The organism is Acidobacteriota bacterium (assembly GCA_039030395.1).
In the GTDB taxonomy this organism is placed as follows: domain Bacteria; phylum Acidobacteriota; class Thermoanaerobaculia; order Multivoradales; family JBCCEF01; genus JBCCEF01.
The window spans coordinates 16,058-30,879 of sequence record JBCCEF010000014.1 but is presented as its reverse complement, the minus strand read 5'-3'; the positions used below and the strand labels follow the sequence as shown (position 1 = coordinate 30,879).

At 63.8% G+C, this 14,822-nt stretch carries 9 protein-coding genes; 5 read left to right on the top strand and 4 right to left on the bottom strand.

Annotated elements, in window-relative coordinates:
- Positions 1-22 precede the first annotated feature (22 nt).
- From AAF481_13585 to AAF481_13570, 4 genes are all read left to right on the top strand, one after another.
- Entirely contained in the window at positions 23-565 is a 543-nt protein-coding gene (locus AAF481_13585; GenBank protein MEM7482202.1) for a sigma-70 family RNA polymerase sigma factor, read from the top strand.
- Positions 562-2,907: a von Willebrand factor type A domain-containing protein gene (locus tag AAF481_13580; GenBank protein MEM7482201.1), complete on the top strand. Its 2,346-nt coding sequence runs from the start codon at positions 562-564 to the stop codon at positions 2,905-2,907. Before AAF481_13585 ends, AAF481_13580 begins: the two co-directional genes overlap by 4 nt.
- Before the next feature lie 78 nt (positions 2,908-2,985).
- Positions 2,986-5,250, top strand: coding sequence for a carboxypeptidase-like regulatory domain-containing protein (locus AAF481_13575; protein ID MEM7482200.1), 2,265 nt, complete (start codon positions 2,986-2,988; stop codon positions 5,248-5,250).
- A 205-nt stretch (positions 5,251-5,455) separates the two neighbouring features.
- The gene (locus AAF481_13570) at positions 5,456-7,660 is read left to right on the top strand and encodes a carboxypeptidase-like regulatory domain-containing protein (protein MEM7482199.1); all 2,205 of its coding nucleotides are present in this window, start codon (positions 5,456-5,458) and stop codon (positions 7,658-7,660) included.
- A 240-nt stretch (positions 7,661-7,900) separates the two neighbouring features.
- Here AAF481_13570 and AAF481_13565 read toward each other — a convergent pair whose 3' ends face one another.
- Together AAF481_13565 and AAF481_13560 are read right to left on the bottom strand one after the other, a co-directional pair.
- The gene (locus AAF481_13565) at positions 7,901-8,584 is read right to left on the bottom strand and encodes a YafY family protein (protein ID MEM7482198.1); all 684 of its coding nucleotides are present in this window, start codon (positions 8,582-8,584) and stop codon (positions 7,901-7,903) included.
- A 29-nt stretch (positions 8,585-8,613) separates the two neighbouring features.
- Complete coding sequence (locus AAF481_13560; protein ID MEM7482197.1) at positions 8,614-8,970, bottom strand: VOC family protein; 357 nt, start codon at positions 8,968-8,970, stop codon at positions 8,614-8,616.
- Positions 8,971-9,185: 215 nt separating this feature from the next.
- Here AAF481_13560 and AAF481_13555 point away from each other — a divergent pair, with 215 nt between their 5' ends.
- Positions 9,186-10,028 carry a hypothetical protein gene (locus tag AAF481_13555; protein MEM7482196.1) on the top strand — a complete coding sequence of 281 codons (843 nt, stop codon included), beginning with the start codon at positions 9,186-9,188 and terminating at the stop codon, positions 10,026-10,028.
- 37 nt (positions 10,029-10,065) lie between these two features.
- Here AAF481_13555 and AAF481_13550 read toward each other — a convergent pair whose 3' ends face one another.
- Positions 10,066-11,145 carry a hypothetical protein gene (locus AAF481_13550; protein ID MEM7482195.1) on the bottom strand — a complete coding sequence of 360 codons (1,080 nt, stop codon included), beginning with the start codon at positions 11,143-11,145 and terminating at the stop codon, positions 10,066-10,068.
- A complete protein-coding gene (locus AAF481_13545) occupies positions 11,142-14,819 on the bottom strand; it encodes a DEAD/DEAH box helicase family protein (GenBank protein MEM7482194.1) in 3,678 nt (1,225 codons plus the stop codon). Before AAF481_13545 ends, AAF481_13550 begins: the two co-directional genes overlap by 4 nt.
- Positions 14,820-14,822: the final 3 nt, after the last annotated feature.

The window sequence follows — 14,822 nt, the reverse complement described above, 5'->3', positions numbered from 1 at the left end:
GAATCCGCGGAGGGACCCACCCATGGTGCAAGTCGACGAAGCACGGCTCGCCCGAGCCTTTGCCCGGGGCGACCGGTCGGCGGCGGACACGTTGGTGGAAGCGACCTATCGGCGCATCTTCGCCTACCTCTCTCGCCTGTGCGGCGGCGACGCTGATCAGGCGGCGGACCTCACCCAGGAAACCTACCGCAAAGCCTGGTCCGCCCTCGGTACTTTCAACGGCCGCTCCAAGCTCTCCACCTGGCTCTTCCGCATTGCCTACACCACCTTCCTGAATCACCTTCGCCGGCCCCGGCGGCTGGTGGCGGTGGACCAATTGGAGGCGGAATCTCCGCTGCCTCAGGTGGACGAAGACCTCGGCCGCAGCGAAGAGGAGGAGGCCCTGCGGCGGGCCGTGCTCGACCTTCCCGAGGCTCTGCGCTACACCGTAACCGCCCGCTTCTGGGGCGATCTGCCGGTGCGCGAGATCGCCCGCCAGGAAGAGGTGACGGTGGTCGCCATCCGCAAACGACTCCACAAAGCCTACGCCCTCATCGCCCGCGCCCTGCCGCAGGAGGCGTCATGAATACCGATCCCAAGAACCTCGCCCGCCGTCTGTCCGAGCCGGAGGAAACGCCCGAGCCGCCGAAGGATCTGGCGGATCGCATCCGCGCCGACATCCCCGACGTACTGCCCCGGCCGGCGCTGCCCAACGCCGGCGAAGACTCCGGTGCTCCGCGCTGGCGCATCGCGGCGGTGCTCGTCGCCGCGGTGCTCGCCGGCAGCTTGACCTGGTGGGTTTCCCAGGAGGTGCCGATGGCGCCGGAGAGCGTTTCCGAACAAGAGGCTGCCGCGGCCGGTACCCGAGCCAAGACCGAGGCCGCGACGGAGATGGTAGACGAGCCTTCGCAGATCGCGCCGGAAGCGGTCCAGCCCATCCAGGAAGGGGAAGTCCAGCGGGGCCGCGAAGAGGCGGCGCTTCCGGCGGATTCCGAAGCTGCGAGGCAACCGGCGCCGGATCCGACGCCAGATCCAGTGCCCACCCCGGGGGCACCCCCGGAGGTGTCGGCCGAGGTGGGCGAGCAGCGGGCGGAGCGGATGGGCCGTTTGGAAGAGTTGAAGCGCAGGGCGCGTCAGCCCTCCCAGCGAGACGCGGAGGGTGCCGCCTCCGAGCCAGGTTCGGCACCGCGAGATCAACCGGCCCGGGGCGATAGCCAGGACCTTCCTGAGGCGGATTTCAGCTTCGCCGATGCTCCGACCCCGCCGCCCGTTCACCGGGAGCCGAGGCGCGAAGTGCCGCCGCCCCCATCGTCTCCCGCATCGGTCGCTCCTCCAGGTCGCGCGCAACCGGCACCGCAGGAAAATGCCTCGATCGCGCTCGAAGACCGGGCCTACCGATCTTTGGAGAAGGAGCGGCGCCAGCTCGAAACCGAACTCCGCGCCCTGGAAGAGGGTCGGAGTGACCGCAAACGCCGGCTCGCCGAGCCGGAGCTGGCGAGGGCTCAGCCGGTGGAGCCGAGGGTGGCTCCTGCGCCTTCGACGGGCGGCACCGCCGAGCCCAACGGTCATCCGCACGGCGACATGTTCTTCCAGCACAGCGGAGTCAACCCGTTCCTCGATCCGGCGGAGGACGCTCGGTCGACCTTCTCGCTGGATGTGGATCGCGCTTCCTTCACTCTGCTGCGCTCTTATCTGGATCAGGGGTACCGGCCGCCGCGGGACGCGGTGCGGGTGGAGGAGATCGTCAACGCCCTGGACGCCGCCGGCGATCCGCCGACGGATCGCGCCCTCCACTGGTCCGTCGAGGCGGCGCCGACACCCTTCACGCAGGGTCCCGACTATCGGCTGGTGCGCTTCCACATGGCCTCCCGCCCGGTGGTCGATCGGCCCGCCGCCGCCCTCACCTTGCTGGTGGACGTCTCCGGGTCGATGGCGCAAGGCGGGCGGATCGAGCTGGTGCGCCGGTCCTTCCGGCTGCTCCTCGACCGCCTCCAGCCGGGCGACCGGGTGGCCCTGGTGACCTTCGGCAGGCGCGCCCAGGTGGTGCTCGAACCGACGGCCGACCTGGATCGTGTGCGCGCTGCCCTCGCCCGCCTGAGCCCCAGCGGTTCCACCCACGCCGCGGCGGGTCTCGAAGCGGCCTACGACCTGGCTCTCAGGCACCTGCGCCCCGGCGCCATCAATCGCGTGATTCTGGCGAGCGACGGCGTCGCCAACACCGGCGAGACGGACGGTGAAGCTCTTCTGGAGCGCCTCGCCGCCGGTGTCGAGGCGGGCATCGAGCTGACCGCCCTGGGCTTCGGCATGGGCAACTACAACGACATCTTGCTGGAGAAGTTGGCCGACGACGGGGACGGCAACTACGCCTACATCGATACCCTGGACGAGGCGGAAGAAGTGCTCGGCACCCAGCTCGGTGCCACCCTGCTGACGGTCGCCGAGGACGCCCGGGTGCAGGTGGAATTCGAGCCTGCTTTGGTCGATCGCTACCGCCTGTTGGGGTATGAGAACCGCGACCTGCCGGACCGGGATTTCCGCAATACCGCCTCCGACGGCGGCGAGATCGGTGCCGGCCACCGGGTGACCGCGCTGTACGAGATCAAGCTGCGGCCGGAGGCCTTCGAGTCCACGGACGCCTTCGCCGCCCTGCGCTTCCGCTATCGGGATCCGAGTTCTCGCGAGTGGATCGAGCAAGAGCTGCCGCTGACCGCTCGAGACCTCGCTCCGAGCTGGCGCGCCGCCTCGCCGGAGTTTCGCCAGGCGGCCCTCGCCGCCGAGTTGGCGGAAATCCTCCGCGGCTCCTATTGGGCCCGCGAGAGCAGCCTTGCCGAGGTCGCCCGCCGCGCCCACGCCCTGGCAACGGAGCGGCCCGGCAATGCCCAGGCGGCGGAGCTGGCCCGCCTGACGGCGCGTGCGGCGGGGTTGTAGGCCGAAGGCCGGGGTTGTGGGGGTTGTGGGCCGAAGGCCATTGGTTTGACAGGAACCTAGAATTCCCATAGAAGACGGATGGGTCGCGATTTGAGTACCGGAATAGGGGGTTCTATGTTCAAGTTGTCCTGCATTAGTTTAACTCTTCTCTCACTTGGACTCTGTCCACTTTCTTTCGCTTCGAACAGATCGGAAATCGTTCCAATCGGTGCTCCTCTGCAAGGCACTTCGATCGAGGGGCGAGTGATTGATGAGGTGACGGGTGAGCCCCTGGAAGGGGTGGTCGTCACTGCATGGTTGGGCTACCTCGTTCGCTATGCCGGGGCTCTTACGGACTCCGATGGTCGGTATCGGATAGAAGGACTTGTTTCGGCCACCGTGTATCTCACGACCTTGAATGAGTTGGGATACGCCGATGAAGCCTACGGTGGCGAGGCCTGCCTTGGCGGTGGTGAACCCTCTCAGGGCAGAGTCGGCTGTAATCCGGAAAAGGTTGCCATACCTCTCGATCTTCCGGAGAACGGGTCGCTTCGGCAGATCGATTTCGCTCTCAAACTCAGTGGGAAAATCGCAGGCCGATTGACGGATGAGGTGTCTGGACTCCCTGTCCTTGGCGAAGCAAGTTTGCAGAATTCGGCCGGCCGGTTCATTGCCAGGGTGGACGTTGACTCGGAGGGACGATACGAGTTTGTGGACCTCGCGGAAGGTGCCTATTTTGTCCGAGGATTTACTTTCGACAACCGTTATTGGGGGGAGTCTTACGGCGGAGGCTTTTGCCCCGGCCCCGGTCAAGTCTTCTGTGACGCACGGCTCGAAGGCGAAGGTGTTAGTGTGGTGAGCGGAGGGACGACCAGGAACATTGATATCCCGCTGGTGCGATCCGGGGAAGTCCACGGAAGCATCGTTGCCGGTGGTGAAGATCGATCTTGGGGTCTGGAGATTTGGGACTCCGGGGGCTTGCTGAATAGGCGTCTGATTGCCGGTACCGATCGTCAGTTCCGGTCAGGCTATCTTCGGCCTGGGCGGTACCATCTACGATTTGACCCCATAAACTCACTATCGCCTTTTGTGGCGGAGGTATTTCCGAATACCCACTGTCACTACTCGCTTTGCGATCCTTACGCAGCGGATGGCCTGGAGGTCAGATCGGGAGCTACCGAAGCTGTCGAGATTGAGCTGGAACGAGCCGCGGAGATTTCGGGTCGACTGATTGCGAGTTCGACCGGCTCGCCTGTCGGGGACGTTCGTTCTGTCCTTCTGGATAGCGAGGGGCGCCGCCTGGGAATCGAGGCCGAGCGATCCGTCGGTACATTCTCATTTAAGGATCTTCCGCCCGGAGACTACAAGGTTTTGGCGGAACCGGAGGCGAATTCGCAGTTTGCGGGACAGCTCTATCGAAACGTGCCCTGCACTCCTGGGATTTGCGATGTTGCGGCAGCCGATGTGGTGTCGGTGGACTTCGGACAAGAAGCATCGGGAATTGACTTCTTCCTCACCGACCGAGTGGCGGAGGAGTGTGTTGACGACCTGACGACTCACTGCTTGGCAGACGGGCGCTTTCGGGTCCGGGCGATTTGGTCTGATCCAAGAAGAGAGACGACCGAGTCCGCCTTCGCTCGGCCGTTTACCGACGATACGGGGGCATTTTGGTTTTTCGAGCAAAACAACTTGGAACTCGTTCTTAAGATCGTAGACGCCTGTGCTGAGCAGGAGCCACGATTCTGGATCTTCGCCGCGGGTTTGACCAATCTCGAGGTGCGGCTAGAAGTAGTCGACCTGTGGACGGGTGTCGTCTGGCTAGAGGGCAATGACTTCGGCACCTCCTTCGTGCCCGTTCAGGACACGGCAGCCTTTGACACCTGCGAAGCTCAGCGACCTGAAGGATGGCGTTCTGTAGATGGCGAAGAATCCCATCGAGCGCATCCCACACCGCACCCAATAGGGGCTATCAGAAGTCTTGCCGGAGCCGCGGAAGGTGTCGGCAACTGTGCGCCGGGTCCCAATCGGCTCTGCCTCCAGGGAGGACGTTTCGCCGTGGAGGCGGCCTGGGCGATTCCGAGCGGTGCTTCCGGATCGGCGATGTCCGGAGCATTGACGGAAGATACCGGATATTTCTGGTTCTTCGACGAGAAGAACGTCGAACTTCTCGTCAAGGTGCTGGATGCCTGCGACCTGGAGGCGTACCGTACATTTTGGGTGTTCGCCACGGGATTGACGAACGTAGAGACCACCATTCGAGTCACGGATACGGCAACCAACGAGATGAGAGAGTACGACAACGCTCAGGGAACGGCGTTTCAGCCGAGGTTCGATACCGAAGCGTTTGGCGCTTGCTCGTTCTGAGTCCGAGTCCGAGTGGATGACCGGAGGCGCAGGCTCCTCCGAGGTGTTCTGTTTGCCGCTCCGTTGACTTTTCCCGAGAGCCCTCTAGAATCTATTTGCCTTATGACGTATTGCCATTTTGGCATGGGTCGGGAAGGGTCGATCGGACCGGCGGCTCCTCGTGAACTCGTTGCGTTCGAGTTCATTCTTCGAAAGGGAACACCTCATGAAATCCACTCTGCGAATTCGGCCGCTCTTCGGTCTTGTCTTCGCTTACTTTCTGTGCTCCGCCACCGGTGCCTTTGGCCAGGGAACCGGCGCCATCGGCGGCACGGTGACCGACGCCCTGTCCGGCGACCACCTCGCCAGCATCACCGTGCGTCTGTGGAACGAGGACGCCTCGACGTTTGTCACGGACCAGACCGATGAGAACGGCGTCTACCGCTTCGCAGGGCTGACCGCCGGTACCTTCTTTCCGGTGACCTTCGATGCGGTGTACGCCGACGAGGACCTCGCCGGCGCCTTCTGTTGGAACGGCGGCGGCGATCCGTCGGACAGCCCGCGGGCCTGCGATCCGAGCGACGGAGAGGCCGTCGCTCTGTTGGACGGTGAGGTGGTGACGGATGCCGATTTCACGTTGCGCGAGGCGGGCAAGATTTCCGGCCAGGTGATCGCGGCGGCGACCACCGATCCGGTCTCCGGGCCGAGCGTCCAGATCTTCGACGATCAGGGAAACTTGCTCGCCGAGCGAGATCTCGCCGCCGACGGCACCTACGAATTCGATCGCCTCTTCGAGGCCTCTTACTTCATGCGGGCGACGGTCGGTGACTTCCTGGCGGAACTCTACGATGCACTGTGGTGCCCCAATCCGGCGGTGGGGCTGTGCGATCCCGTTCTGGGCACTCCCATCGCGGTGATCTTTGGTCAGACCACGCCGGGCATCGACTTCGCCCTCGACATGCCCGGCTCGTTGACCGGCATGGTGATCGGCGAGGACTCCGGTGAACCCTTGCGCGCCGCCCAAGTGGAAGTGTTCGACAACCTCGGCCGCCGGCTCGACACGGCGACGACCACCTCCGAGGGAACCTTCGAAACCGGCCCTCTGGTACCCGGCAACTACTACCTTCTGACCTCGGCGGTGACTTACCTGTCGGAAGTCTATTCCGACTTGAGCTGTGCCCTCGAAACCTGCGACCCGCTGAGCGGTGCGGCCATTCTGGTGAATCCCGAAACGCCCACTGCGGTGCCGACCATCGCCCTCGAGACCGCCGGGTCGGTGACCGGCCAGGTGGTGGACTCGATCTCCGGCGCGGGCATTCCCGGTGCCCGGGTCGAGCTGCTCTTCGGCGACACGCTGATCTCTGAGGCGACCACCCTGGGCGACGGAACCTACACCCTGAACGGCGTGCCCACGGGCACCTACGTGGTGACCGCCGATGCGCCGAACTACGGCAAGCAGATCTTCGATGGAGTGGACTGCGACGGCGATTTCTGCGACAACAATCAGGCGATGCCGGTCTCTGTCACCGAGGGAACCGACGTGCCGGATATCGATTTCGCGCTCACCTCCTTCCTGGTCTTCAACTGCGAACCGTCGGCCATCGCTCTGTGCCTGAACCATGGTCGCTTCCAGGTGACGGCCAACTGGGAAAACCCGCGCGACAACGCTCTCGGCCTGGCCTTCGCCGATTCCTTGACGGACGACACCGGCACCTTCTACTTCTTCGCCGAGGACAACGTCGAGCTGGTGATCAAGGTACTCGACGCCTGCGCCGAAGCGACGCCCGCCTATTGGGTGTTCGCCGCCGGCCTGACCAACGTGGAGGTCGAGATCCAGGTAGTCGACACTTGGACCGGGACGACCTGGCTGGGCGGCAACTCCTTCGGTATTCCCTTCGTGCCGATCCAGGACACCGGCGCTTTTCTCACCTGCGACGCCGCACCGCCGACGAATGCCCGGCCGGCGCCGGAGCGGGCGACGGCCGAGGCGCCGATCTCGCTCGTCGCCGGCGGTGCCCTCCAGTCCTTCGACCGCCCGGGCGGTCTGGGCGGCAATTGCACCCCGAGCCCCAATCGGTTGTGTTTGCAGGGCGGTCGCTTCGCGGTCGAGGCGGATTGGGAGACCCTGAGTGGAGATTCCGGCCTCGCCGGCGCCGTCGAGCTGACCCCGGAGTCGGGCTACTTCTGGTTCTTCGACCAGGAGAATGTCGAGCTGCTGGTCAAGGTGCTCGATGCCTGCAATCTCGATCCCTTCTACAGCTACTGGGTGTTCTCCACCGGCCTGACCAACGTCGAGGTGTTGATTCGCGTAACGGACACCGCCACCGGCGAGATGATGGAGTACGAGAACCCGCAGGGTACGGCCTTCCAGCCCCGCTTTGACACCGGCGCTTTCTCACCGCCGGGCGAGTGTGTGCCGCCGAACGTCTAGTAGGTTGCTGAATAAGGCCTTCGGCCTATTCTTTCAGCGCCCTGCTAGATTTTTCTTCAGGGGGCTGGGCGCCCGCCCGCGGTCCGCCCCTCACCCGAAAACACCCGTGCTTTCGGGCTCATCCCGTCCACGGCGCCTCCGGCACTGCCAAGCCCTGTGGGCTCGGTAGCAGATTGCTGAAGAGTTTTTCAGCAACCTGCTGGCGGCGATGGAGAGAGGGGGCTCGCCGGTCGGTGGGTCCTAGCTCCCGCGGTAGTGGCGAAAGAGGTCGTCGAGGGACTTGCCCTCCTCCAACTCGAAGGGCGTCCCTGCATCGAGCTGGTCGATGCGGTCCACCCGAAAACTGCGAAAGTCCCGCCGTAGCTCGCACCAGGCGCCGAGGGTCCACACCCGTCCCCAATGGAAAAGGGCGAGCGGTCGCACCGTCCGCTCGGTCGCCTGCTCTTCGGCGTCGCGGTAGTCGAGAACTGCCCGCGAACGATCCCGAATCAGCACCCGCAGGCGGCCCAGGAGCTCGTCCGCCGGATCGTCGCGGCCGAAGTTGAGGGCAAAGAGCGGTGAACTCTGTAGGCGTTCGCGCAGCGCCTTCGGCAGAACGTCATCGATCTTCGCCAGGGCGCTCTCGGCGGCAAAGGCCAGCGCCGGATCGCCCCAGCTACGCACCATACGGGCACCCAGGGCGAGAGCCTCGATCTCGTCCTCATCGAACATCAGTGGCGGCAGGTCGTAGGTGCGGTCGAGCACATAGCCCACCCCGGCCTCGCCGCGGATCGGCACACCGGACTCGGCCAGGTCTCGGATATCGCGATAGATGGTGCGTTCCGAGACCTCCAACCGCTCGGCGAGGTCGGCAGCGGTGGCGATCCGCCGCCGGCGTCGCCGCAGGGTCTGGATGATCCGAAACAGTCGGTCGGCGCGGCGCATCGTTCGATGCTACCGGTTCATCGCCAGGACTATTCCCTAGACTGCCAGAGGGCGAAGACCGCGCCCTGCGGATCTTCGAGAATGGCGTACCAGCCCATTTCAGGCACCTCCTGCTTGTCCTGCAGGATCGAGGCGCCGAGCTTCCGGGCGTGGGCGACGGAGGATTCCACGTCGTCCGTGTTGACGTAGATCAACCAGTGCGGCTCGCCGCCCTCGGGGCGGCTGAAGATGCCGCCGATCGGCCCATCGCCGTTCGAGATTTCCGTGTACGGTCCGACCGGCGTTTCGCTGACCTTGGGTTGCCAACCGAACAGCTCGGTGTAAAACGTCGTCGCCGCCGCGGTGTCGGGGGTGTGGAGTTCGGTGTACTGGATCGAGTGGTTCATGGACGCATCTCCCAAGATATTTCGCTTTTGATGATAGAGGCGACTCCGAGTCGCCATGTAGACACCATGACAGAGGTCTCCTGACATCGTTGTGTCAGGAGTCCTCTGATCGGTGATTCGATCGGTCGCCGTCGGAGGAAGATGCGATATCCGATTTCGGTCGGTCCTATGAAGGGTTGCAGTGCGTTCTGTCCAGGCTGTAGGTGGGAGGGGGTATGTGGGGAAATCTCTTACTGAGTATTCTGAACGGTTTTGTGAGTGGTGTGGTGAGTGTGGTGGTCGCTTTGTTCGTCAGCTTGCTGACCCAGCATCAGCTGGTCAGGAAGGCTGAAGACGCTCTGGCCCGGCGACCTCCTTCGAACGAAAGGGAAGCCACTCCTTCGGTTGCACTACCTCCTGATCCGGAGCCAGGTCTGGTTTCCGACAGGACTCCCCCCATCGTGCCGGAACCTCCCGCGCCGGCATCGCAATGGGCAAGTGTGGAAGAGGGTGAGGGTCACAAGGTAATTGAGTTTGCAACTCATACTGAGGATGGCTCGCCTTTGATTCTGGAAGCCTTGATCCTGACCCAAGAGCATCGTTGGCGATATGGACACGCCGATAGCGTGGTCGATCCAGTCGACAACGTCGTGAATTTTCTGGAGTATTTGGAGACCCGAGGACTGCGAGCCCGGATCGAGAAGTCCAGGGACATCGTGACCTTCGGGATGGCCTCCTGCGAGGGTTCCCTCGATTCACAGGAAGACCTGGCCGGTGCCCGAGCCGAGATGCTGGCGAAGTGGCTGCGGACAGTTCCTTCGAATGGGGCGTCGCGCAACTACTACCAGGTCAATCTCGGACAGTACCGGGCGGAGGACTGCCGCAACCGCCGACTGAGTCGAAAGCAGACCAGTCCTCAGCGGCGAGTGGTGATCGTCTATACGTCGCGCAGTAGCCGGCCTCAAAATCTACAGAGAGCGGAGCTGGAGGAAAGAATCGAGCATTCCCTGCGGGTCGGCAAGAATCTATTGTTCGATCCTGAGGAATACTCCCGAAAGTTTCAGCTCTCCGGTGGTTAGCTTCAGCGAGCCGGTGGCTGATGGCCGCCGTGACGTACTAGCCTTCTAGAGGATTCGCCGCGGTGAAATCGAGGCCGACCTCCTGCGCAAGATCTTCGAGGTATCGAGAACTCGGATCCAGGGTGAGCCCTTCATCCGCTGAGCGGAATCGGATGGAACCGAGGAGCCGGGCGAGTTGAGGTCCCTGTGCGCAGGTGGGATTCTGCGCGCAGACGACTGCCAGGTGAAGGCCAAAGTCCGGGTGGTCGGGCGTATTGGCCACGGCCACGATCATCATCGCCGGTAGGGGTTCGTCCACCGGGCGGGGCTGCCAGGTTCCCTGCAGGGTGCCGAGGCGAAAGAGCGGCAGCTGGGTTTGTGGCGGCGGCGGAGGCTCGTCCATAGGCTCACCGCGGTCGGTGGGGCCTGGTTGGCACTGTCCAACCCACCGCCAACCGCTAAAGGATCCTCGCTCCGAGGCAAAGCCTCGAGGCGCATGGCTTGTGCCCCCGATGCTCTTTGGTTCTTCCTCGGAGGATTGCGGTGGGTCCTGCGGCGGAGTCTTCTGGACTGTGGCGTCAGGGCTTTCGGCGTCGACAGTTGCCGTCTCAGGATTCTCGGCCACCGACGCCTCAGTTTTCTGGGACAGGGTCTCGTCGTCCGCCAGGGTAGTAGCGAGGCCTGGCTTCGTTGGGTCGAGGGAAAATCTTCGAAGGCGAGTATCGAGCCGCTTGCGGAAGGCTTGCATCTCGAATCCTGGGGCTGCGGCCCGAATCCTCTCCGCGTAGACAAAGGAGGTGGGGCGGAGCGAACCTTCCTGCCAGCCCACCAGCAGCGTTCCTTGCTGAACTTCGGCGCGGTCCCAGCTTCCCTCGCGGGGCATGGCAGCAGAGAAGTGCGGCCCTAGGGCGAGCCGATCGTCCAGCGAGTCCTCCTCGCGACAGGGGTCCATGGCCCAGCGGCCGGCAGAGGGCGCTGAGCGTCTTTCCTCGGTGGCGGCGACGAAGTCCGGAAACGCGCTCCGCGGGTCTAGGGTCTGTTCACGGTTGTGCCCGAGATTCTGACCGTAGCGGCAGGAGATCGTCATCGTCGCAAGCCCCGCCAGGGCGAAGCCGATGACGCGGTAGAAAATCGTCATGCGGCTTCCCCCTCGTCCTGAGCAGGCTCTGGGTCTTCTTCACGTCGCACCGGCTCAGAATGAAGGCGGCTCTCGAGCCAAGTGAGGAGCCCCTCGCGCACCTGATCCCAAGGGACTCCTCCCGCGGCTGGTTCCGGTTCCGAGGACTCGTTGGGGGAAGTGGGGGTGTCGTGGGAGGTGTTCTCTTGGCTGTCGGCCAGGATTTCGTCTCGATCGCCCCAGTGGTCAAAGATCCGCACAAGGCGCTGAACGTCGGTGATCTGGTCGAGGAAATGCCGGCAGAAGCGCAAGGGGAGGTCCAGTCCCTCGCGGTAGATGGCGCGCGCTGTTCCGTTGCCTGCCCGGTGCAGATCCATCAGGTAGATACCGTCTTTCGGCTTCAGGGGTTCGTTCCAGGGTTCTTCCGATTCGGATGAGCGCTCAACGTGCAGGGCAACCTCCAGATGTTCCCGAACATCGCGATAGATGAGGGGCATGATGAAACGCAGCAAGGCGGCGAGGAGCCGCCCTTCGCCTTGCCTGAGCGATGGCGCAGCCGGCGAGGGATTGGGATGCAGCACCAGCGCGACCGTCGAGAGCCTCGTGGCGAAGCGCTTCCGAACCGCAGTGCTGTGAAGTTCGCGCGAGCGTATCTTGCCCGTGACCCGGTGCAGGCGGTAGGTCGCCACCGGTGTAATCGACGCCTCGATCTCGCTGAGACCGATCTCGATCGGATGCTGTCCAAGGAGGAGAGGTTCGGGAGGGAAAAGCGGATAGGTAAAGGAGCGTGGGATCTGCGCCTGGACTTCGCTGGATTCGACGATATGGCAGTGACGGCGAGGGCTTGATACTTCGTCGAAGAGAGCCGGTTCGACCTCGATTCCACCGGGTCGCTCCGGAGTACCGGATCGACCGATTACGACGAAACGACCCTTGGAGTTCTGAAAGACCCGGCCAGGGTAGTAGAGGAGTCCGACGCTATCGGCTTCGACCCGCTGGAGTAGCGTGTGGTCCGCTCGATTCCGAACGGCCACCGCCACGGAAGAGATCAGGTCTGTTCTCCGCACTTTGTCGAAGGGAGGAAGCTCTTCCCCTTCTTGCTCTCGGGAATCTTCATCGCTCGTGGCGATCGAGCCGACCAGGGCGCGAACGTAGACCTTCGATTCGTATTCTTTGGAGGCGGACTGAACGTCGCTCCTCTCTTCGGTGCGCAGCATTCCTTGCTCACTCAACAATCTCAGCGGGCCGGAGACGCGACTCTCGAAGGTATCGAGCAGATCTTCGACTTCGATCCAGTGCTGGAGAAGGTCGGCGATCAGGTGCGAGCGCACGACGGGGCTGGAAGGGGGGCGGACGACGGGCAGGGGAAGGGTGTTCAGCTCTTCACCTAGGGAGGTCATCCCCTCCGGCTCGCCGGCAGGCTCGAAAGCGAAGTTTGGTATGAGGGTGTGACAAGCGGTGGCTTCATCCGGGTCGATGGCAACCAATAGGGCGATCTCCCTTCGACCCGACCTGCAGCCGGCCTGGGGAAGACGACGGAGCTCTCGATGAACTTCGCTCCAGCGGCCGTCGAGAAGAAGGACGCAGGCGTCGGCCGGGGAGGAACAGTCGAACTCCGGCTCCTTCTCCAGCAGCAAGGCACTGACTCCCCGGGAACGGCGGCCGTCGCCGCACGGACGATAGTGCCAGGGGACTTGGTGATGCTCGCAGGCGGCGATCAGCTCGGCTTTGGCGAGCGGCCGGCCGCTGGAAGTGGTGCAGTCCTGCAGGGAGTAGAGGTGCTGTTCGTTGGCGACGGCGACTTCCCGCGGGGTGTCGGTCTCGTCGTCGGAATCCAACAGCGTCGACGGTGAGGGAAAGGTTCGCAGGGCTGCTTGGATGCCGCAAAGGCTCTTGGCCCAAGCGGCGGTCTCTTTCATCGAGTCCACGCCGAGACACAGCCACAAGGGGCTGTTCTCTTCGCCGAGTTGCTCGACGCCGGAAAGCTGCCGGAAAAGACGATGGAGGCGCCGGAATGCCAGTTGGGCGTGAATTTCCTCGCTGCCGGTGAATGACTCCACGTCGTCCACCACAATCAATCCGACGTTTCCCAGAAATGGCGAAAAGGCATCGCTGTTGTCGAGCAAGCGGGTCACCAATTCGCGGAAGTTGCAGACCAGGACGTCCGGGATGATGTCCCGGCTGAGATCCTTCGCGAAGTCCCGACCCACCCGCCGCCGCCGCAAATTCCACCGAACCGTTGAGGATTCGACCGATGCCACGAGACGCTGATAGGTCTCTTCGGCCTGTGCTTCCGAATGGGTGACAAGCAAGGTCGACCGGGAATGGACCAGGGTGTGGTTCGCCGCTGCGAGTATGGCCAGGGTGGTCTTGCCGCTTCCCTCCGGCGCCAGGACGATCTGGTGGCGTTCATCGAGGCCGGAGCGGTTCTCAGTTCGCTCGGGGCTGCCGGCTCGCAAGGTGAGTTCATCGCCCTGCGGCGGCGGATCGAGGTGCACGAAGCCGTTCAGGGCGAGGGTGTTGAGGACTTTCCACTGCATGGTGGTCAGGGCCGGCTGGGTCGGGGAGGGGTCCGACGGTGCCAGATTTGAAATGATCTCTCCCAACAGGGGCGAGAGATTCGCCGAGGTGTGGATCGGCTGATCTGTCGCCAGTGCCACCTGGGGACGGCGACCCAGTGGTTCCGGTGCCTCCATGCCGTGGCGACGGTCGAGTTCACGCACCACCGTGAGCCAGCCGGCCGGGGTGGGCTCGTCCTTCGATTCTGCCGTGCTCTCGGAGGCCGCTGGTTCCGTTGAGAAGCCCCGCAGTCGGAGGTGCAGTGCCCAAGAGAGCACCAGCACCGCAGCGACGGCCAGTGCACCCGGCTCGACCGCCGCCTTTTCTCGACCGAGGGAGAATGCGGCGAGCGCCAGAAGAAGAATGGCGAAGGTGACCACCCAAGCCGCCCAGGAGCGATAGCTGTTGCTCGGCTCCACGTGGCGCCGCACACCAAAACTTCGATACCACGAGGGAAGCGTCGCTTCGTCGGTGCCCGCCAAGTTTCGCTGCAAGCTAGAGCGAAGAACGACTCCGCGCAGCAGGTTGCCAAAGGTCCACCAGATCAGCAGCCAGCAGGGAAGGGCCAGCATCAGTGCCAGGTGCGGTCGTTGGGAGAGTGGCAGTAGCCATCCCAGCTCCACGATTTGCCCAAGGGTTAGGTACTCCCAGAGGGAGTGTCCCGGGCTGAGGCTGAAGGCCCGAGCCAGCACCGGCCTGGCGATCCAGGTCAGCCAATAGGTCAGGCCGCAGAGAAGGCCCGCCAGAAAAAAGGTCGGCCCGAGGGTGGCGACGCGGACCGAAGCCTCCGGCAGGCTCGCGGAAGGGCCGGGCTTCTCCTGGTCCGATCGCTTGGAGGTCTCGGTTGGCTGGCGACGGCCCCGGCGCAACCATCGGTACAGGCTGCTGGTGATGCCCTCGAGCAAGAAGTAGAGAAGTGCCAAAGGCGCGATGATGGAAAAGACAGCCTCCATTCGGCCGAGTGGAGCGTTCTGCGTAGGTCGCTTGCGGAGAATTCGAACCAGGCGTCGCTGCACGATGCAGGCGACTGCGTAGGAGACGGTCAGGCAGCCCGCGACGTAGGCGAGGATCCACCAGAGATTCCGCTCCGCTAGCCATGCGATACCTTGGGAAAGCGAGGGTCCAAGAACGGTCATGGA

What these genes read in the sequence shown, in the direction of transcription:
- AAF481_13585 (MEM7482202.1), top strand. Translation starts at nt 23, where the DNA reads ATGGTGCAAGTCGACGAAGCACGGCTCGCCCGAGCCTTTGCCCGGGGC.
- AAF481_13580 (MEM7482201.1), top strand. Translation starts at nt 562, where the DNA reads ATGAATACCGATCCCAAGAACCTCGCCCGCCGTCTGTCCGAGCCGGAG.
- AAF481_13575 (MEM7482200.1), top strand. Translation starts at nt 2,986, where the DNA reads ATGGGTCGCGATTTGAGTACCGGAATAGGGGGTTCTATGTTCAAGTTG.
- AAF481_13570 (MEM7482199.1), top strand. Translation starts at nt 5,456, where the DNA reads ATGAAATCCACTCTGCGAATTCGGCCGCTCTTCGGTCTTGTCTTCGCT.
- AAF481_13565 (MEM7482198.1), bottom strand. Translation starts at nt 8,584, where the DNA reads ATGCGCCGCGCCGACCGACTGTTTCGGATCATCCAGACCCTGCGGCGA.
- AAF481_13560 (MEM7482197.1), bottom strand. Translation starts at nt 8,970, where the DNA reads ATGAACCACTCGATCCAGTACACCGAACTCCACACCCCCGACACCGCG.
- AAF481_13555 (MEM7482196.1), top strand. Translation starts at nt 9,186, where the DNA reads ATGTGGGGAAATCTCTTACTGAGTATTCTGAACGGTTTTGTGAGTGGT.
- AAF481_13550 (MEM7482195.1), bottom strand. Translation starts at nt 11,145, where the DNA reads ATGACGATTTTCTACCGCGTCATCGGCTTCGCCCTGGCGGGGCTTGCG.
- AAF481_13545 (MEM7482194.1), bottom strand. Translation starts at nt 14,819, where the DNA reads ATGACCGTTCTTGGACCCTCGCTTTCCCAAGGTATCGCATGGCTAGCG.